Raw genomic sequence first — 21275 nt, forward strand, 5'->3', positions numbered from 1 at the left:
GGTTCTATATAGAAAATAACTATTTTTTTTAATGACTAATAATGGATAGTCACTCTAATCTTGGTTTAGTGTGATTTTCATTACTTATTATGAAGGTTATGCACCCTAACCTTGGCTTTGTTAGATTTTCATTACCTATTATGAAGGTTATGCACCCTAACCTTGGCTTTGTTGGATTTTCATTACCTATTATGAAGGTTACGCACCCTAACCTTGGCTTTGCTAGATTTTCATTACCTATTATAACGATTACGAACCTTAATCTTGGCTTTGCTAGATTTTCATTACCTATTACACCTGATACGCACTCTAATCCTTCCTTTTCAAAATTTCCATTACCTATTACCACAAAAAAACTCCAACTATGTTAACATAGTTAGAGTTTTTTCTATTATCCTACTAAAGAGCGTTCAACGATTTCCACGATATCGAGTGTTAGCACATTTTCTTCTTCAACTGCTTTAACACCATCACTTAGCATCGTTAAACAATATGGACAGCCACTGCTAATCACACTTGGGTTAACCGCTAATGCTTGCTCAGTCCGTTCAACATTCACTCGTTTACCGACTGTCTCTTCCATCCACATTAAGCCACCGCCTGCTCCACAGCACATTCCATTTTCACGATTACGCTTCATCTCAACGACTTTAACACCTGGAATTGCTTTTAGAATTTCCCTTGGTGGTTCATATACTTCATTATATCGACCGAGGTAACAGGAATCATGATACACGATCGTTTCATTGACTTCATATTTCGGAACAATCTTTCCTTCTTTGATCAATTTATCAATAAGCTCCGTATGGTGATACACCTCTACATCCTCTAAGCCAAAATCAGGATATTCATTTTTGAAAGTATTATAAGCATGAGGATCAATAGTCACAATCTTTTTAACCTCATTTTTTTGGAAGGTTTCAATATTAGCGACCGCCAGCTCTTGATACAAAAATTCATTTCCGATACGTCTTGGTGTATCTCCTGAATTTTTCTCCTTGTTGCCAAGAATCGCAAATTTTACCCCTGCTTCATTCATTACCTTTACAAAAGATTGAGCGATTTTTTTGCTACGATTATCATAGGATCCCATTGAACCAACAAAGAATAAATATTCAAATTCTTCGTCTTTTTTCTTCAGTTGTTTCACTGTTGGGATATACAAATCATCTCGATCATCCACCCACTTTTCACGGTCTTTACGGTTAATCCCCCACGGATTTCCTTGGCGTTCAATATTTGTCATCGCTCTTTGAGCATCTGGGTCGACCTTTCCCTCTGTTAAAACAAGGTATCTTCTCATATCAATGATTTTGTCGACATGCTCATTCATTACTGGACATTGGTCCTCACAGTTACGACAGGTTGTACAGGCCCAAATTTCTTCTTCCGTAATGACATCTCCGATTAAATTAACCCCATAACTTGCGGCGACCTCATCTGCACCTTCACCAGCCATTGCCAACTGATTTGCTTTTGAGTTATTAAATAAATACGTTGGCATCCAAGGTGATTTACTCGTAATTGCAGCACCTTTTTCCGTTAAATGATCCCTCATGTGAGTAATCAAATGCATCGGTGAAAGAATTTTTCCCGTTCCTGAAGCTGGACAAACACTCGTACATCTTCCACATTCTACACAGGCGTACAAATCCAATAATTGTTTTTGGTTAAAATCTTCAATTTTATTTTTCCCAAAAATCTCTTGGTCCTCATCTTCAAAATTGATGGAGGCAAGTCGACCAACCTTATGAGTACGTCCGAGAAAAACATTAATCGGTCCAGCAATTAAGTGGGCATGCTTTGATTGTGGCACATAAACTAAAAACGTTAGTAAAAATAACAAATGGGCCCACCAAAACACGTAGAAACAAACAACCACTACTCCTAGTGGGAGCCAACTAAATAAAACCGCAAGACTTGAAGCGACAGGCTCAAAACCGGTAAATGACTTTTCCAACCAAATCATTTCCATACCTTTTCCTAAAAGCTTGGAAGTCATTAATCCTCCGATAAAAAGGAGAACGAGACCTGCTTTCCATCCCCGCTTTAATCGCGGCAATTTTTCGACATATCGGCGATAAAAAGCCCATATAACCGCAATTAAAATCATTACGACAACAAACTCTTGGAAAAGAGCAAAATAGGGATAAAGGGGACCCAGAGGTAAATGCGCCCCTGGAACGAGCCCCTTATAAATAAAGTCTATCGCACCAATTTGTACGAATAAAAAACCGTAAAAGAGCATGGCGTGAATGATTCCACTCTTTTTATCCTTCATCACCTTTTTTTGACCGAATACATTCACCCAAACCTCATATAATCGTTCTTTCATTGAGTGGTCAAACTCTGCTTTTTTTCCTAGTTTGATAAAGTCATAGCGGGTTTTCACGAGTGAGCCAAACAAGTAAACGGCATATCCAGTTATGAGTAAAAAAGCAATGGTGTTGATGATTAAAAAAGTTGACATTCCTACCACTTCCTCTTATATATAATCAGTTCATACCCTTTTTCATTAAATGGTTTCTGAAATTTTCAAAACTTTTTTCAGCTCTTCTGTTAGCAACGGAACGATTTCAAATAGGTCACCAACAATCCCATAATCTGCTATATCAAAAATAGGAGCTTCTGGATCTTTATTAATGGCAACAATAACTTTTGAGTTCGACATCCCTGCTACATGCTGAATCGCTCCAGAAATTCCGCATGCGATATATAAATCAGGTGTTACTACTTTTCCTGTTTGCCCGATTTGTAAGGAATAATCACAATATTCAGCATCACACGCTCCTCGTGACGCCCCAACTGCACCATTTAAAACACGAGCAAGTTCTTGCAATGGTTTAAATCCTTCTGTTCCTTTTACTCCACGTCCGCCTGCTACTACAATTTTCGCTTCGGATAAATCAACACCCTCACTCGTTTTACGGACGATCTCTTTAATAATCGTACGAATATCTTTTATATCAACAGACACAGGTGTGACGTCCCCTGTCTTTGACTCATCTACTTCTAGAGGTGCTATATTGTTTGGACGAATCGTTGCCATGACGATTCCTTCCTTAATTTTCTTCTTTTCAAATGCTTTTCCAGAGTACAGTGGGCGGGTAAAAATGACTTCTCCTTCTTCACTTTCAATCGCTGTTACATCTGAAATAAGTCCCGCTTCTAACTTCATCGCAAGCCTTGGACTCACATCTTTACCAATTGATGTATGCCCTAAAATGATCCCTTCTGGACTCTCTTTATCTATAACTTGTAACAAAGCTTGTTGATAAGCATCTGTCGTATAATCTTTTAATTTCTCATCATTTACAGTGACCACCCGATCGGCCCCATAATGGAAAAGCTGAGTAGTTAAATTGTCTACGTTTTCTCCAAGTAACACAGCTACTACTTCTCCACCAGCGGATAATTCATGTCCAACCGCTAAAGCTTCAAATGAAACTTGACGTAATTCCTGATCCTTTATCTCCGTAACAACCAATACTTTTTTCGTCAATGAAAACTCCTCCTTTGAATAAAAAGCGAAGTCCGTTTGCTCAGAAGTGAGAAAAAATGCAGGGCGGCTTCTGAAGACGCTTTTTGTCTTCATAAGACGAACCGATTTTTCTCGAACTTCTAACGGACGCAGCTAGATTAAATAAAAAGCGAATCCTGTTCGCTCAGAAGCGAGAAAATCAAAGTTAAATAACTTTCGCCTCTGATGTTAATAGTAATACTAACTCGTTTACTTGTTCAGCTGGCCCACCTTCTAAACGCTTTCCTGCTTGTTTTTCTGGTGGTAAGAAAATTTCAATCGTCTCTGTTTTTGCAAGGACATCATCTTCATCTAAATCAATATCATCTAAATCCAATACTTCAAGAGGTTTTTTCTTAGCCTTCATAATTCCTGGAAGAGATGGATATCTTGGCTCATTAAGTCCTTGTTGTGCCGTCACTAAAATCGGTAAAGCTACTTCCACAGTTTCCTTATCTCCCTCAACATCGCGAACAACCGTAGCTATTCCAGCTGAAATTGATAATTCTGTAATCGTTGTCACTTGTGGAATTCCTAAACTTTCCGCCACACGTGGTCCCACTTGGCCAGAACCACCATCAACCGCAACATTACCACCAAGAATAATATCGTATTCTTGTTCTTTTAAATAGGTTGATAGGATAAAAGCCGTCGTAAATGGATCATATTCCTCTACATCTTCACTGTTTAAAAGAACGGCTTTATCTGCTCCCATAGCTAAAGCGGTACGAAGCTGCTTTTCCGATTCTTCTTCCCCAACTGTAACAACCGTCACCTCTCCACCATGTTCATCTCGAAGCACGATAGCTTCCTCTATCGCATATTCATCATATGGATTAATAATAAACTCCGCACTTTCCTCATCAACTTTTCCGTTTTGAATGACAATTTTTTCTTCTGTATCGAAGGTACGTTTCATAATTACAAAGATATTCATCATTATCCTCCTCAATTATAAAGCGAAGTCCGTTTGCCTTGGCTCTACTTCCTATGGCAAGAGCAGTTAAAGAACGTTCTTTTTCTCAGGACTCTAACGGGCTTAGCTAAATGAATAGTCTGTTAAATTTTCAATCCCCTAACAAGAAAGCGTTTACTTAAATTCATATAATAAATAGATACCCTATGGTAAGATAACATTATCTTATAATTTTACAGACATCCCTCCTATAAGTGATTAAATTCGACAAATTTCCTTATTTTTCAACAGACCAGTCTGTCTAAGGAAGCCATAAAAAATTTCCTTAACAATTATGTCTTGGAGTTCACATCTTTTATCATTAGTACTTTCTTTAATACTAATTTATCACTCCCCATTAGTCAATATTTTTTATAAGAATTATTAGAAAATTAAAGATAGTCGTTTTATTCTTTCAGCTTTACTTTTTAGGTAGCTGCTTCAATGTGCACCTACGCATCTCCCCACCTTTTACTTATGGGAAGGAGGGAGAAACATAATGATTAACAACCTATTTCCAAATCAAATGTTGGCTTTATTTTTGTGGTGCTTGAACCTGTTCAAAATAAGGGGAAAACTGGTACTTTTGCTTAGCCTCTTCTGTCAAAAGTGAGTTTAACGTAAAATCAGCATAAATTACGACAATTTCTTCATTTGAAAAGGGTCCTTCTGGGTTATACCATTTATACGTCCAGTTCACCATTCCAAAAATCGTCATTCCAATAATCGGTACCGGTAAATTTGGTAAAAATTCGCCTTTATCGATCCCCTCTTGAATTACATTATTAATAAGGTCTCTTACTTTATCACGCTTTTTGCTTATCGCTTCAAAATATTCTTCAGGCAAATACGTATGATCTTGGTAAAAAACCGTTTGGTGCGGCTTATATTTTGTGAAATTTTCTGCTGATGATTTTAAAATTTGTGATAGTTTTTCTGTCGGTGTTTCATTATTTTCGACCGCTTTGCCGACCTGATTTAACGCATAAGATATAAATGTGTCATGGATAATAAAAAGCAACTCATCCTTAGATTTGAAGTTATGATAGAAGCCACCTTTAGATGTTCCACTTTCCTCAATGATCTTATTAATTCCTACCCCATGATATCCGTATTTTTCAAAAAGCTGTAAAGCGGTATCAATAATTCGGTCTCTTGCTGATTTCACTGTCATTTGTTTCCCTCCCATCTATTCCTTATTTTATATGAAATTTGTCTATTGATGCAATTATCAAATAAAAAGAATTATTTAGACAGAACTAAATTTCTCTATAAAACTTTTTAATTAGCTTCTTAAAGATGCCATCTGCACTTTAAATTTCATCATACATTAAGAAGCTCTAAGAATCTATAAATTCTTAGAGCCTTGTTGAAAGTTATCAAATATTTATGCTAGTTTTTTAGCTGTTTTCCACTCTTTCTTCCAACTAAATTGTGCCCATAAAAGCAGACCTAATGCCAAAAGAGCAACCACTGATAAAATCAGAAACCCACTTGAATAGCTCCCTGTCCAATCTCTCATAATTCCTAAAAGATTCGGTAAAAAGAAACCACCAATTCCACCAGCAGCCCCTACAATTCCTGTCACCATCCCAATCTCTTTTTCAAATCTTTGTGGAACAAGTTGAAAAACCGCCCCGTTTCCCATTCCAAGAAAACCCATCCCTAAAAAAAGAGCAATGGTCACAAATAGAAGCGGTGGCAATAAACTAACAGCTAACATGCTGATAGCAACCCCAACAAATAACATCCGTAACAATGTCGCTCCCCCAATTTTATCAGCAATTAACCCTCCGACTGGTCGTAAGAAGCTTCCCGCTGCAACAACAATCGTCACAAATTCACCTGCCCGAACACCCGAAAGAGAATACTGACTGACAAAAAAATAACTTAGAAAGCTAGAAAGTCCCACGAATCCACCAAAAGTCACACTATATAACAAACAGAAATACCAAGTATCTACTTCTTTAAAGACAAGGAAATAGTCTTTAATTGGCTTTGGTTTTGGTTGATTAGGTGGTTCTTTTGCCATGAATACAAACGAAACCATAACAAGTAGTAACGGGATAAGAGCTAATCCCATCACTCCACTCCAACCGAATACTTCCGCTAGTCGTGGTCCAAAAAGGGTTGCTAGCAATGTCCCACTATTCCCTGCTCCTGCAATCCCCATTGCAATACCTTGCATATGTGGTGGATACCAACGACTAGCTAGTGGTAAAGAGGCGGAAAAACTGGCCCCTGCTACACCAAGCAGAATCCCAATAGCTACTAATTCACTAATGGTGTTACCGAATAACCATCCCCATAAAAGTGGAACCATCGTGATGACCATCCCACCTATTGCTGTTTTTTTAGGTCCATATCGATCGGTCAAAATACCAACAATTATACGAAAGACCGAACCAGCTAAAATGGGTATTGCAACAATTAATCCTAGTTGTGATGCAGATAAACCAAAATCAACTGTAATATACGCACCTAAAGCACCAAGAAGCACCCATATCATAAAGCTAATATCAAAATACAAGAAAGCAGACAATAATGATGGCGCATGACCGCTTTTTTTAAGGTCTGATAGTTTCACTTATCCCACTCCCTTTTTCTTTATACTAGTGTTAACTTAACAGCACTTACTTTAAAGCTTGGCATACGACAAGTTGGATCAAGGTCAGCTGCCACCAGTCGATTGACATTCTGCCCCTCATCCCAATGAAATGGAACAAATAGAGTATCTTTTCGAATTGCTTTTGTTATTTTACTTCGAACAATAATCGAACCTCTCTTTGATTCTATTTTGACAAGCTTTTGATCTTTTACGTTATATCGCATAGCCGTCTCAGGATGAATTTCCACATAAGATTCAAAGTTTCTCGCTTCTAATGAAGAGCTCTTACGGGTCTGAACCCCTGTCAAATAATGAGACATCACCCTCCCTGTCGTTAAATAGAGAGGGTATTTAGGACAAGTTTTTTCTTTGGCTACCTCGGGTTTATTCGGTACTACAACCATTTTGGCTTTTCGATCGGTATGAGCAAAACCTTCTTCAAATAAACGATTCGTTCCTGAATGCCCCTCATTTGGACAAGGCCAAAGCAAACCTTCATTCTCATGAAGCCTAGAATAACTCATTCCATAATAGTCAGCCTTCCCCCCACGACTTGCCACCCTTAGTTCATTAAAGATCTCCTCTGCACTGTTAAATGAAAAGAGATGACCGGCTCCAAGTGTTTCGGCAATTAGACAAAGAATTTGCCAATCATGTTTTGCTTCACCAAGAGGTTTCATCATTGCTTTTCTTACAGTTACTCTACCTTCAAAATTTGTCATTGTGCCCTCATCCTCTAGATAGGAAGTAGAAGGTAAAATCAAATCGGCTAATTTGGCTGTTTCAGATAAAAATAAGTCAACCGCTACAAGAAAAGAGAGCTTCGCTAATGCTGCTTTCACAAAATGAGCATTCGGATTTGAAACGACAGGGTTTGAACAAAGTAAAAACATCCCTTTAATCTCACCAGCATCAATTTTTTCTATCATTTCGAAAGCAGAAACTCCTTTTCTTGGCAACTCTTCTTCGGAAATCCCCCAAACATTCGCTATATATTTACGATCCTCTAAATTTTCAATGGAACGATAACCTGGCAGCTGATCAGCCTTTTGCCCATGTTCTCTTGCCCCTTGACCATTACTCTGACCAGTTATCGCCCCATACCCACATGCATGCTTTCCGAATTTACCTGTAGCAAGTAAAATATTTAATAAATTTCGTACAGATATGGAGCCATCCGTTTGTTGTTCAACCCCCCTCGCACTAAAAATCATTCCCGTCTTAGGTGTAGCAAACTCAGTCGCAGCTCGGCGAATATCCCTTTCAGAAACTCCTGTAATAGCAGAAATTTCTGTTAATTCAAGAGAAAGAACCCACTGTTTCACTTCCTCATACCCATTTGCTGATGTAGTTAGAAACTCAGAATCAATTAAATCTTCCTGAAAAATAACGTGTAAAATTCCATTATATAGTGCAGCATCGGTACCCGGTTTCAACTGCAAATGTAAGTTGGCAAGCTTGGTTGTTGAGGTTTCTCTTGGATCTACGGCTATGATAAATGCTCCATTTTTCTTTGCTTGTTCAAAATAAGGCATCAATGTTGGCTGACATTCTCCGATATTGGTTCCCGCTAATATTAAACATTCTGCTTCAGGGATTTCCTGTAAGCCATTAGTCATTCCACGATCGATCCCTAAAGTTAAGGTTGCAGCAGATGCTGCCGCAGACATACAAAGTCGTCCATTATAATCGATGTATTTCGTTTTTAAGGCAACACGTGCAAATTTCCCCATTAGATAAGCCTCTTCATTTGTAATGGAGGCACTCCCATAAACAGACATTGCATCATATCCATATTTTTGCTGGAGCTCGGTAATATTCTCCTTAATATAATCTAAAGCCTCTGCCCAAGAAATCGGCACAAATTGTCCATCTGATTTAATCATGGGCTGGGTCAAACGCTCTTTATGTAAGGCGTGTTGATGTGCATGCATCCCTTTTATACATAAACGGCCATTTGAAGTTGGATTTGCCTTACCAATCGTTTTATACCGTCTACGATTTCCACTTCTAGATTCGATCAACTGCATTTTACATTGAACACTACAAAATGGGCACTGACTATCATAGACATGCTCCGTTTCATTTCCCTGCTCCTTTTCACGAAAATAAGCTAGCATTTTACTTGTCAAAAGCTCCCCTCCTTTTGTACAATTCAGTGCTTTTTCAAAGCTGTGTTAAAAGCTCAGAACGATTTGTTTCATCAAATATAAACTCCCGAACAGAAATTATCCCCATCCTTTGAAGCCAAGAATAAAGCGGTTCTAAGTACTTGGCTGTCATTCTGTAATAATGAATCAACCCTAAAATCATCTCAAGGAGCATTTCTTCTTTGAGTGTTTTGTAAAACAACTGGTTTTCCTCATCACTTTGTCCTATGACGGATAATTCTAACCCATGAGGATAATAGTCAATTCGAAGATCACACTTCGTAGCATTAACCCTTTCACCTAAATAAAAAATGCCTATTTGCACGGTATGTGGAACATTAACTCCTAATAATCTTTGATCTAGTTCAACCGCTAATTGAAGCAGTTGTTCTTTATTTTCTCGGAAATGATTCAACATGAGGACTGGTTGAACTTGAAAATCATTATTTTTCCTTAATGGTAAATTTAAATCACTATAAAGGTTTCTCAATTGTTCTTTTTCAATCGAATCAAGTTCGATTCGTTGGTCACTACGAACTCTTAAGTATGGCACTCGATACTTTTTCATTATTGTAGCAACACTATTAATCTGTTCAGCTGTTATTACTCCCCCGTAAAATTCAGGGGTTAATGCAAACTTACCGTTTTTTTGCTCAATTACATTTAATTCTTCCTTCGAATATTCAAACGCTGAAGTGTGAATCATCGTCACATAATAAGTCAGGACTTTTTGACAAACTTTACAGCCTGTTGACTTCATCCAACCTAGTGTTGAACGAACCTCTTCAATTGTCTCTAAACCTAATTTAATGATACGCTCAACCACTTCCTCTTCAGACAAATCGATACACACACATAGTGTCTCCTTTTCACTTTCGAAAGAGTCACCGCCGATTTCCATCGTTTGGAGCATCGCCTTTATCGTTGATGAACACCCTCCACAAGAACTAGATGCTTTTGTTCTCACCTTAACTTGCTCTAACGTTTTTGCACCATGTTTAGAGATTGCTTCTTGAATTATTCCTTTAGAAACAGCATTACATTGACAAACTAAATCCGTTTTTTTCAAATTTTTAACAACATCTTCAACTGACCCTACCATTGTTAATAATTGTTCTTTCCGCTCGTCCGATAAATTTTGTTTTTCGACTATATATTCCAAAAGCAGTGAACTATTCTGAACTTCTCCGTATAAAATAACACCTACTAATCGATCATCATCAAAAATGAACCGTTTATAGTTTTTTTTGATTTCGTTAATGAGTGTCAAAGAAAGCATCGTTTCTTTCGGTTCGATTAACCCAGCAGAGAATACATGAACTCCAGATATTTTTAATTTTGAAGAGACCGTTGTCCCCCGATAAAGATGACCTTGAACACCACAAAGAATATGAGCCAATACATTTGCTTGTTCATTTAATGGTTGAACCAGTCCATATACGATGCCTCGATGTTCCGCACATTCGCCAATCGCATAAATATTAGGGTTGCTCGTTTGGAGGGAATCATTGACGACGATCGCTCGATTCGTTTTAATACCATTAGCTTTTGCGAGTTCCATATTCGGACGAATGCCCGCACACATGATCACAAGATCAGCTTTGGTCATTGTCCCATCGGAAAAACGAACTCCCTCAACCGTACTTTCACCTAATATTTCTTTCGTTTCTTTTTGTAACCAAAATTGGATTCCTTGATTCTTTAATTCTTCCATCAATAAAGACGATGCCGTTTCATCAAGCTGACGTTCCATAATACGCTCACCCAAATGCACAACCACTACTTCTAACCCCAAATGGACTAACCCTTTCGCTGCTTCCAGTCCAAGAAGGCCACCTCCAATCACAATTGCTTTTTTGGTATGTTTAGCAAGTGCCGTCAGATGATCACAATCTTCCACCGTTCGAAATGTCCTCACATTGGAAAGTTGACTTCCTGGAATAGGAAGCTTGAAGGGTCTTGAGCCAGTAGCAAATACCAAATGATCATATTCGGTACAATAGCCTTTATCCGTTATCAAAACTTTCGAATCTGGATTCAACTGGACAACAGTTTCTCCCACTCGAAGATTAATATTGTTTTTCTCGTACCATTCATTTGGATGAATCTTAATATCCTCTAGCTCCTTTTCCCCTTGTAAAACAGAAGAAAGAAGCACTCGATTATAGCTAGAAACAGGTTCACTGCCGATAACGGTCATTTCAAACTTATCAGGAGCCTTCTGAACAATTTCCGAAAGGATTCTCGAACCTGCCATTCCATTTCCAATGACAACTAGTTTCTCTTTTTGTCTATTCAAACTACACCTCCGCCTATCAAAAGAACAAAGACTTCCTTTCATCATCTAGCCATACATAGACATCATGACCATTTAATTCGACCTCAAAAACTTTTACACATCCGTTGTCTCCCCCTTCAGCTTCGCCTGTTTTCGTATTAATTTTCCAATCATGAAGAGGACAAAAGACATGTTTGCCACTGACAATACCATCTGAAAGAGGACCTCCTTTATGTGGACATCTGTTTTCAATCGCATGGATTGAACCATCTTCTTGTAAGAAAAGAGCTAGCTGAAGTCCATCTAAAACAACATTCTTACCTAAATTTCGAGAAAGTTCCAATTTATTGGCCACTAGTACACGTCTTTTTGCTTCTAATTGTTTCATCCAAATGTCCTCCTTAACTATTCAAATTAACTAGATTTGTCTTAAATAACTTTTCTTTCTTTTCTTCACTATTAACAAGTTCTTCCCAAGGATCTTGATAAGTTGATAAAGCAATATCCATCCTCTCTATCAGTGCGACTCTTTCTTCATGATCCTCCAGAACCACTTTCTTTATTGAATCTAATCCAACTCGTTCGACCCAATGAGATGTTCGTTCAAGGTATTTTGCCTGTTCACGGTAATATTGTAAGAACGCACTAATCGTATTAATAACTTCTTCAGACGTTTGTACTTTGCAAAGCAAATCTCCCTTTCGTAAATCTACCCCGCCATTACCTGCAACATAAATCTCCCAAGCTCCTTCCACTCCAACAATCCCTACATCTTTTATACCTGACTCTGCACAATTTCTAGGACAGGCTGATACCGCCATTTTCACCTTATGAGGGGTATTTAACCCTTCATACTTTTTCTCTATTAATATTCCGAGGCCAATAGAGTCCTGTGTTCCAAATCGGCAAAAATTTTCACCTACACATGTTTTTACGGTTCTTAATGTTTTTCCGTATGCATAACCAGAACGCATATCAAGCTCTTTCCAAACCTTTGGCAAATCCTCCTTATTAATTCCTAGCAGGTCAATTCGTTGGCCGCCCGTTACTTTCAAAAGCGGTACATTAAATCGATCCGCAACATCAGCAATTTTACGGAGTTGAGCTGAATCTGTCACACCACCGTACATTCTCGGAACAACGGAAAACGTTCCATCGTTTTGAATGTTTGCATGTAGCCGTTCATTAACAAATCGAGAATGACTATCATCTTCATAATTCAGTGGATCAATCAACCCAAGATAATAATTAAGGGCAGGACGACACTTGGAACAGCCATCCTTGCTTTTCCAATTTAGGACATTCATGACTTCATGAATAAAGGTCAATCCAAGCTCACGAATGTTAGCCACTACTTCTTCATGAGAATAATGTGTACATGTACACATTGGTTCCTTCGCTACATTTGCTTCTTCACCTGTCGTTAGCTCAATTAATTCCTGCACTTGCGGTTTACACCCTCCACATGAGCGAGCGGCATTTGTACATTGTGTGACCTCACGTACCGTTTTTAAGCCTAATTCATTTATCGCTGAGACAATATCTCCTTTACTAACACCATTACAGCCGCAAATAGTTTCTGAATCTAACATACTAGCAACAGCTGATTCCTTTTCGGCACCCATCTGTTCTGATGGTAGAATCGCGACTTTATTAAGCTTAGAAATGTCTTCTTTTGAACGAAGCATGGACAAAATTCTTGGTGAATCGGAGGTATCCCCAAACAGTACACAACCGAGTATACGATTGTCTTGGATGACCACCTTTTTGTAAATCCGATCAAACTCATCATGAACTCGAATCGATTTTGTGTTCTCTGTATCTATAAAATTACCTGCAGAAAATACATCAACACCAGCTACTTTAAGCTGTGTATAAACGACTGAACCTTTATATCCTGGTGTTTGAGAAGTTTGTTCTTTTGATTGTTCACATATATGTGCAGCCAGTACTTTTCCTTGTTCATATAATGGAGCAACAAGTCCATAAACGACTCCCCTATGCTCTGCACATTCACCAACCGCATACACATTAGGTTGACTCGTTTCCAGCTTATCGTTAACTTGAATCGCACGACCTATCTCTAAGCCCGTTTTTTGTGCTAATTGAATATTCGGTTTGATACCGACTGCCATTACAACAAGGTCAGTCTCTAACTTTGTACCATCTTTAAACAATAAACCTTCAACTCTTTTTCCTCCTAATAACTTTTCCGTTTGTTTATTTAAATGAAATCTCATTCCTTGATTTTCTAACTCTTCTTGAAGCATTTTAGCAGCTGTTCGATCAAGCTGACGTTCCATTAAAAAGTCTTGAAGATGAATCACCTCAACTTCCATTTTTAAATTTAATAATCCTCTCGCAGCCTCTAACCCAAGTAATCCTCCTCCAATGACCACGGCTCTCTTATACTTTTTAGCTGTTTCTATCATCGTTTCACAATCTTTAATATTTCGAAAAGCGATGACTCCTTCTTTATCTGCACCAGGAAGAGGAAGCATAAAAGCATTAGAACCAGTCGCAAAAATGAGATGATCATAGGACTGATGAATTCCATTTGCACTTTTAACGATTTGACTTTTTGAATCAACAGATACAACAGGATCTCCCGTATATAACTGAATCTGGTTCTCTTCATACCACTTGTAATCATTTAGAATGATATCATTTACACCCGCATCTCCTTGTAACACAGAAGATAAAAGGATCCGATTATAATTCGGCTGAGGTTCCTCTCCAAACACAGTAATCTCAAACCGATTAGGCTCTAGCTTGATAATCTCTTCTATGGTTCGAATTCCGGCCATCCCATTTCCAATTAACACGAGTTTTTCTTTCAAATTCAATCCTCTCCTTTTGTTTTTTCTATTAACTTCTAGATGGACTGAAGAGTAGGTAAGTCTTCTTCCAAGTTCAGTGAATCGATGATTTCAACATTCCATTTATTCGTGAATTGACCAATAGCATTTGTTTCAACATTATTTATCAATAGCTTAAGTGGAACCGCAAAGTCTTGAAATCTGATTTCTTGAAAACAACGTTCAACTACCATTAGCTCCTCTTCACTCTCACACAACAATGTATTGACATGGCCTTCCTCTAAGAGTCGACTTATGGCCATCTTTGTAACAGGCGAAAGCAACTCTATTGAAGAATCACCACCGATACGTAGCTGCATTAAATGCTTCTGTTCTTCTGCAAAATCAACTTGAAACCCATAACGATTAAACTCCTTTAAAACTTCCTGTGTTCCAGCTAATAAAGGGGCTTGCAGCTCACGAATATCGTAGCCTAACTGCATCAGCTTTTGAATAAATCCTCTTACATGTATCGTTTCAAAAAATACGAGCCCTTGTTGTGGAGAAGCTTTGAAAGCGGCTTGGACAACATCCGTTGTCACTTCTCCACTTTGCAAACTACTCAATGAATAACGATATACATCTGCACCATTTTCTCGAAACATAGATACCAAAGGGGTTTCCTCTTTTGTAAACGTTAATACTCCCAATCCAGAGTAAGGCTTTTGACCAAACCATGAGAATTGCTCCCGCTTTGATACAATATCTCCCACAACAATCATCGCTGGGTTTTTGACCTTTGCTTTTTTTACCTCCCTATAAATATTTGATAATGTACCTTCTACTGTTTTTTGTCTGCTATATGTTCCCCATTGAATGACGAGAACAGGGGTTTGAGCTGGTTTTCCTTTAGCCATTAATTCTGTTGTGATCGTTTCAATTTCACTAATACCCATATAAAAAAGAATCGTATCAACGGACTGTGCTAAAGCTTCCCAGTTCACCTTAGGTTTTCCTAACTGATTATGACAATGACCCGTTACGACCGCAAAGGAAGTCGAGTAATCTCGATGAGTAACAGGGACTCCTGCATACATGGAGGCAGCAATTCCTGAAGTAATCCCTGGTACAATTTCATAAGCAATTCCATTCTTCTTTAAGAAAGCCGCTTCTTCTCCAACTCTTCCGAATACAGCTGGATCTCCTCCTTTCAAGCGCACAACTTGTTTTCCTTTTTTGGCATGGATAAGCATCTCTGTTTGAATATCTTCTTGGCGAAGGGTATGTTTACACGGTTGCTTACCACAATAAATAACTTTCGCCTGATTATTTGCTTCCATCAACAAATGAGGATTCACAAGTCGATCGATGATGACGACATCTGCTTGCTCTAATACGCGTTTTCCCTTTATCGTTAATAGCTCGATATCGCCCGGTCCTGCCCCTACCAAGAATACTTTTCCTTTCGTACTCATTTACTCTCCCCTTTCAAAGAACTGATAATGACTAAAGGTTAACAAATAATTATTTGAAAAGTGGAAATATTGTCACATTACTTCACACAGATATTTTATTGCGGTAATACGTTATACGACAAAATACCTAAACTGTATATTAGACATTTTATACAAAGTTAAATAGCCCCAAAGCAATAGTTGCTTTGGGGCTTAAAACGATATTTTCTAATCCTGTTCCTGTTCTTTCGTGTTCCTTTAGATGATTTTTGATAAAAAGAGCTTTGTTCTTTCGTGTTTTGGATTATCAAACAGCTCTGTTGGTGTCCCTGTTTCCACAATTTCACCTTCATCAAATAGAATAATTCGGTCGGCTACTTCACGAGCAAATCCCATTTCATGTGTTACAACAAGCATCGTCATCCCTGTATTACACAATTCTTTCATAACATCTAGTACTTCTTTAACCATTTCTGGGTCAAGGGCTGATGTTGGTTCATCAAATAACATAATTTTAGGCTGCATAGCAAGTGCTCTTGCAATAGCCACTCGTTGTTGTTGCCCACCGGAAAGCTGACCTGGATATTTATTCGCTTGCTCTGGAATCCCAACACGTTCTAATAAGCCTAAGGCAATTTCTTCGGCTTTCTTTTTCGGCCACTTTCGCACCCAAATTGGTGATAACGTAATATTTTTTAAAATCGTTAAGTGAGGAAAAAGATTAAACGATTGGAATACCATTCCTGTTTCCATCCGAATCGCGTCTCGTTTGGCAATATCGTTAGTTAAGGGAATACCATCCACTTCGATTGTACCTTCTTGAATTTCTTCTAATGCATTAATCGTCCGAATAAACGTTGATTTCCCAGAACCAGACGGGCCAAGAATACAAACAATTTCTCCACGTTTAATTGAAACGTCGACATCTTTTAAGACGTGATGATTATTGTTATACCATTTATTAATTTTTTTACATACGATAATATCTTCTCTTTCTTCCAATGGAATACTCGGATCAAAATCATCAACAGCAATTTTCATAATATCCTCCTCAGTTATAAAGCGGAGTCCGTTTGCTTAGAAGTGAGAAAAAATACAGGGTTGACTAAAAAGTCGCTCTTTGACTTTATAGGCAAACCGATTTTTCTCGAACTTCTAACGGACGCAGCTAGAATGAATATAAAGCGAAGTCCGTTTGTTTAGAAGTGAGAAAAAATACAGGGTTGACTAAAAAGTCGCTCTTTGACTTTATAGGCAAACCGATTTTTCTCGAACTTCTAACGGACGCAGCTAGAATGAATATAAAGCGAAGTCCGTTTGTTCAGAAGTGAGAAAAGTGAAGTTGGTATACTCCGCAAGCTGCATGACCTACGCGTTCCGCGGGTGAACCGGGAGCCTCCTCGCTTTGCTGCGGGGTCTCCCGTGTATCACTAATCCCGCAGGAGTCTCCGGTCATTCCGCTTGCTCCGTTTGGATAAGGAAATATGGAGTTAGCCAAAAAAATCACATTTTCATATGCTTGATTTAGTTTAAGAACATCACTTTAATTTAAATGAACCGTTTAGTAATCGATTTTTCTCGAGCTTCTAACAGGCGTAGCTAGAATGAATATAAAGCGGAGCCTGTTTGGTCAGAAGCGAGAAAATTAAGGATCAACGCTAAGTTCGCGACGTCAATCCCTACGCCTTGTACCCACGTCCTGTGGGCAAGAGCGGCCGTTGAAGACGCTTTTTGTCTTCATAAGGACGACCGATTTTTCTCGAGCTTCTAACAGGCGTAACTAGAATGAATCTTATTAATGAGTTACTTTTAAAGATTTTTCAATTCGTTTACTTACAAGTGACATAAAGTAACAGAATACCCAGAATATTAAGGCGACAAATATATAAATTTCCTTTTGCGTTCCTAAAAATGCTGGATTCGCCATAACTGCTCTCCCAATTCCTAATAAATCGACCACACTAACTAAAGCGACTAATGTTGTATCTTTAAAAATCGAAATCGATTGGCCGACCATTGATGGTACCGTGATTCGAAGGGCTTGCGGTAAAATAATAAAAGTCGTCCGTTTCCATGCATTCAATCCTAAAGCATCTGCTGCCTCATATTGGCTTCTCGAAATCGCTTGTAGACCACCACGAACATTTTCTGCGACATAAGCTGAATTAAAGATCGTAACAGCAATAATAATACGAATTAAATTATCAATCTGAAAACCAGCTGGTAAAAATAGTGGGAACATGAGCATCGCCATCGCTAGAATAGCTACTAAAGGTACACCACGAATCGTTTCGATAAAAATAACACAGAACACTTTGATAACAGGTAATTTACTCCTTCTTCCTAATGCGAGTAAAACACCAATCGGGAAAGAAACAACAATGGCTGTTCCTGCAATAATAATATTAAGTAATAATCCACCCCATGCATTTGTTCGCACAGTTGGTAATATCCCAAAACCATTCATAAGAAAAATAAATAATGGATATAAAAGGAACCAACCTACGAGAGTAAATTTTTTAACTTTAGGAAATTTATGGCCTACAATCATCCCTAAAAAGGCAATTAAGATTCCTCCAACTAACCATGCTTTAGAGCTCCATGCCACAAATGGTAAAACTAAAACTAAAGCTAATAAAGCATTAAAAAAGTAAAATACAATTTTTAAAATCCCATTTCGGTAAGCTCCGTATGATAAACCGATTAAGAGCATTAATATTAATAAACTTAGCCAAGGTCTCCACATTTGAGCAAGTGGATATTGACCTACAAAAAAGAGCTTAAAGTTCTCAGCTATTACTGACCAATTGGCTTGCGTGAATACCCATGTAAAGACAGAATTTAATAGTAAAACTATCACAGTGGCCGATACAATTGTTAGAATGGAGTTAAACCAACCGCTAAATAAATTAGCTTTAAACCAACCTGTCACACTTTGTTTTTTCTTCACCATTGGTCTTGAGTTTGTGGAAGTTTCTAAATTAGGGTCCATATTCTCACCTCTCTACCAATCTGGTCATATGATTGTAAATATTCATAATTAATGCTGTGAGCAAGCTGATTGATAAGTAAATAACCATCCAAATAATAACGATCTCCACCGCTTTACCCGTTTGATTAAAAATCGTTCCTCCAATCGCATACAACTCAAAATAGCCAACAGCGACCGCCAAACTTGAGTTTTTCGTTAAACCTAAGTATTGACTTGTAATAGGAGGAATAATTGTCCGAATCGCTTGTGGAAAGGTGACAAAGCGCAGAATTTTTCCACTACTAAGTCCTAGTGCACTCGCTGCTTCAATTTGCCCTTTTGAAACAGATAAAATTCCTCCACGAACGATTTCAGCAATATAAGAAGCTGTATAAAAAACAAGTCCACATAAAATGGCAGCAAATTCTGGATTAATACGATTTCCTCCTGAAAACCCTAATCCTTCAATCGTAGGAACTGTAATCGACCAAGGGCCCATTCCTGTACTCAGTAATCCGATTATACATAAAACGATAAAAACACCGATTCCAGTAGCTAATGGATACTTTCTGTTCCCTGTTTCAATTTGCTTTTTTAATAATACCTTCCTAGTTATGTAAGCAATTGCTACACCGCCAATAAGCAAAATTAACCATAAAGTACTTCCATTCCATTCCAACCAAGGGAATGCAAATCCTCTATTCGAGAAGTAAAAAACATTAAAGATTGGTTCCGTTTCATTCAATCTTGGTAAAGTTAAGAAAAATGCAAAATACCAAAAGAAAATTTGCACTAAAACAGGGGTATTACGGAAAATTTCTACATAAGCACCTGATAATGTTTTAACTAACCAGTTGGATGACAGGCGACAAATTCCAATTATAACGCCTAAAATCGTCGTTAAAATAATCCCAACAAAAGCAACACGTAATGTATTTACAACCCCTACTAATAAAGCTCTTCCATACGTATCGGCTGGAGAATAGTCAATAATAATATCACCAATAGCAAAGTTTGCCGTTGAAGACAAAAAGGAGAAACCAAAACTTAAACCAGCACGGCTTAACCCATTTGCCGCATTGTTAATAAAATAAGCAGCGGTTAAAATCACAGCCACTAAAAATAATACTTGCCAAAAAATACGGATAACAATTCTATTTCTCCATAATGGAACACTAGGTTGCACTTTCACTTTAGCCACAAATTTACCTCCTTCGAGTAATTTCACCAATTTTTGATAAGAAAAGAGTCTGCCCTCTTTATGCAGCAGACTCTATCCAATTCAAACCTATCTAAATGGTGGTGAATATAAAATCCCGCCATCAGTATAAAGTGCATTTAATCCACGTTCTAAGTTGAAAGGACTTTCTGCTCCAATGTTACGATCAAAGATTTCTCCGTAGTTCCCAACTTGTTTGATGATTTGATAAGCAAAATCCTCTTCAAGCCCTAACTGTGCTCCATTTCCAGGTTCAACACCTAAGAAACGTTGGATATCTGGGTCTTCACTATCTAAGAAATCATCAACATTCTCAGAAGTCATACCAAATTCTTCAGCTTGAATGGTTGCCATGATAGACCAATACATCACTTCAAAGAAGCGGGTATCACCGTCTAAAACAGCAGGTCCAAGAGGCTCTTTAGAAAGAACAACATCCATAATAACATGTTCACTTGGGTCAGCTAATACTTCATAAGAAGCAACTAGCCCAGACTGGTCTGTTGTCCAAGCATCGACTGTTCCAGATTCATAGGCCGCAATTAGACTATCACGGTCAGCGAATAATACAGGTTCAAAATCAACACCACGTGCTCTCATTTGGTCGGTCAAGTTTAACTCTGTCGTTGTTCCTTGCTCAACCCCAATACGTGCACCTTGTAAGTCTTCTAGAGTAGTAAATCCTGAATCAGCAGGCACCATCATTCCTTGACCATCATAGAAAGTCGTTGGTCCGAATGCTAAACCTACTTCAACATCACGAGTTAAAGTCCAAGTTGTATTACGAATCAGGACATCTACTTCCCCTGACTGTACCGCAGTGAAACGTTCTTGTGCTGATAATGGTCGATATTCAATGGCATCCTTATCTCCAAAAATAGCCGTTGCCATTACTTGTCCGAGCTCAACATCAAACCCTTCCTCTTCTCCAGCTGAATTAAGATAACCAAATCCAGGTAAAGTGTTGTTCGAACCCATAATTAAATGACCTCTGTCCATGACCTCTGCTAGTTTTCCGCCACTTCCAGTTGTTGTGTCCGTTGTTTCTGTGCCATCGTCATTAGCTGGATCATCTGTCGTTGCCTCTTCTCCTGAGCACCCCACAATAATCATGGATACTAATACGATCATTCCTAGCATGAGTAAAAAACGTTTTTTCACGCGATAAATCCCCCTTTTTCTAATTTGAGTTGACCTTACCTTACTAGTTATAACGAAAAATTCTGAATAATACATCGATGTTGTCACATAATCTGACTCACTTTTCAGAATATATAATTTATTCTAATAGAAAACGCTTTCTTTTAGAAGCTTTTTTTTCT

The 21275-nt window shown here is 38.1% G+C and carries 15 protein-coding genes; all 15 read right to left on the minus strand.

Annotated elements, in window-relative coordinates:
* Window positions 1-49 precede the first annotated feature (49 nt).
* Window positions 50-349: a hypothetical protein gene (locus BALCAV_RS14330; protein WP_040324053.1), complete on the minus strand. Its 300-nt coding sequence runs from the start codon at window positions 347-349 to the stop codon at window positions 50-52.
* Window positions 350-391: 42 nt separating this feature from the next.
* Window positions 392-2470, minus strand: a complete 2079-nt coding sequence (locus BALCAV_RS14335; RefSeq protein WP_003322749.1) for a (Fe-S)-binding protein — start codon at window positions 2468-2470, stop codon at window positions 392-394.
* A 45-nt stretch (window positions 2471-2515) separates the two neighbouring features.
* Entirely contained in the window at window positions 2516-3502 is a 987-nt protein-coding gene (locus tag BALCAV_RS14340; protein ID WP_040324054.1) for an electron transfer flavoprotein subunit alpha/FixB family protein, read from the minus strand.
* A 184-nt stretch (window positions 3503-3686) separates the two neighbouring features.
* The gene (locus BALCAV_RS14345) at window positions 3687-4457 is read right to left on the minus strand and encodes an electron transfer flavoprotein subunit beta/FixA family protein (RefSeq protein ID WP_003321402.1); all 771 of its coding nucleotides are present in this window, start codon (window positions 4455-4457) and stop codon (window positions 3687-3689) included.
* A 553-nt stretch (window positions 4458-5010) separates the two neighbouring features.
* The gene (locus tag BALCAV_RS14350) at window positions 5011-5649 is read right to left on the minus strand and encodes a TetR/AcrR family transcriptional regulator (protein WP_003321401.1); all 639 of its coding nucleotides are present in this window, start codon (window positions 5647-5649) and stop codon (window positions 5011-5013) included.
* A gap of 213 nt (window positions 5650-5862) precedes the next feature.
* The gene (locus BALCAV_RS14355) at window positions 5863-7062 is read right to left on the minus strand and encodes an MFS transporter (protein WP_003321400.1); all 1200 of its coding nucleotides are present in this window, start codon (window positions 7060-7062) and stop codon (window positions 5863-5865) included.
* 20 nt (window positions 7063-7082) lie between these two features.
* Window positions 7083-9215: an assimilatory nitrate reductase catalytic subunit NasC gene (gene nasC, locus BALCAV_RS14360; RefSeq protein WP_003321399.1), complete on the minus strand. Its 2133-nt coding sequence runs from the start codon at window positions 9213-9215 to the stop codon at window positions 7083-7085.
* A 34-nt stretch (window positions 9216-9249) separates the two neighbouring features.
* Window positions 9250-11532, minus strand: a complete 2283-nt coding sequence (gene nirB / locus BALCAV_RS14365) for a nitrite reductase large subunit NirB (RefSeq protein ID WP_003321397.1) — start codon at window positions 11530-11532, stop codon at window positions 9250-9252.
* Window positions 11533-11548: 16 nt separating this feature from the next.
* On the minus strand, window positions 11549-11899 hold the full coding sequence (nirD, locus tag BALCAV_RS14370; RefSeq protein WP_003321396.1) for a nitrite reductase small subunit NirD: 351 nt from the start codon (window positions 11897-11899) through the stop codon (window positions 11549-11551).
* Between the two features lie 13 nt (window positions 11900-11912).
* A complete protein-coding gene (nirB, locus tag BALCAV_RS14375) occupies window positions 11913-14351 on the minus strand; it encodes a nitrite reductase large subunit NirB (RefSeq protein WP_003321395.1) in 2439 nt (812 codons plus the stop codon).
* 35 nt (window positions 14352-14386) lie between these two features.
* Complete coding sequence (cobA, locus tag BALCAV_RS14380) at window positions 14387-15784, minus strand: uroporphyrinogen-III C-methyltransferase (protein WP_003321394.1); 1398 nt, start codon at window positions 15782-15784, stop codon at window positions 14387-14389.
* Window positions 15785-16021: 237 nt separating this feature from the next.
* Window positions 16022-16804: an amino acid ABC transporter ATP-binding protein gene (locus BALCAV_RS14385; protein ID WP_040324055.1), complete on the minus strand. Its 783-nt coding sequence runs from the start codon at window positions 16802-16804 to the stop codon at window positions 16022-16024.
* Between the two features lie 754 nt (window positions 16805-17558).
* On the minus strand, window positions 17559-18755 hold the full coding sequence (locus tag BALCAV_RS14390) for an amino acid ABC transporter permease (protein ID WP_003323507.1): 1197 nt from the start codon (window positions 18753-18755) through the stop codon (window positions 17559-17561).
* Window positions 18756-18759: 4 nt separating this feature from the next.
* Window positions 18760-19935 carry an amino acid ABC transporter permease gene (locus tag BALCAV_RS14395; protein ID WP_003323506.1) on the minus strand — a complete coding sequence of 392 codons (1176 nt, stop codon included), beginning with the start codon at window positions 19933-19935 and terminating at the stop codon, window positions 18760-18762.
* A gap of 87 nt (window positions 19936-20022) precedes the next feature.
* Window positions 20023-21114, minus strand: coding sequence for an amino acid ABC transporter substrate-binding protein (locus tag BALCAV_RS14400; RefSeq protein ID WP_003323505.1), 1092 nt, complete (start codon window positions 21112-21114; stop codon window positions 20023-20025).
* Between the last annotated feature and the right edge of the window lie 161 nt (window positions 21115-21275).

This window comes from Alkalihalobacillus alcalophilus ATCC 27647 = CGMCC 1.3604 (assembly GCF_000292245.2).
Lineage (GTDB): Bacteria > Bacillota > Bacilli > Bacillales > Bacillaceae_D > Alkalihalobacillus > Alkalihalobacillus alcalophilus.

What these genes read in the sequence shown, in the direction of transcription:
- BALCAV_RS14385 (WP_040324055.1), bottom strand. Translation starts at nt 16,804, where the DNA reads ATGAAAATTGCTGTTGATGATTTTGATCCGAGTATTCCATTGGAAGAA.
- cobA (WP_003321394.1), bottom strand. Translation starts at nt 15,784, where the DNA reads ATGAGTACGAAAGGAAAAGTATTCTTGGTAGGGGCAGGACCGGGCGAT.
- BALCAV_RS14345 (WP_003321402.1), bottom strand. Translation starts at nt 4,457, where the DNA reads ATGAATATCTTTGTAATTATGAAACGTACCTTCGATACAGAAGAAAAA.
- BALCAV_RS14390 (WP_003323507.1), bottom strand. Translation starts at nt 18,755, where the DNA reads ATGGACCCTAATTTAGAAACTTCCACAAACTCAAGACCAATGGTGAAG.
- nirD (WP_003321396.1), bottom strand. Translation starts at nt 11,899, where the DNA reads ATGAAACAATTAGAAGCAAAAAGACGTGTACTAGTGGCCAATAAATTG.
- BALCAV_RS14335 (WP_003322749.1), bottom strand. Translation starts at nt 2,470, where the DNA reads ATGTCAACTTTTTTAATCATCAACACCATTGCTTTTTTACTCATAACT.
- BALCAV_RS14350 (WP_003321401.1), bottom strand. Translation starts at nt 5,649, where the DNA reads ATGACAGTGAAATCAGCAAGAGACCGAATTATTGATACCGCTTTACAG.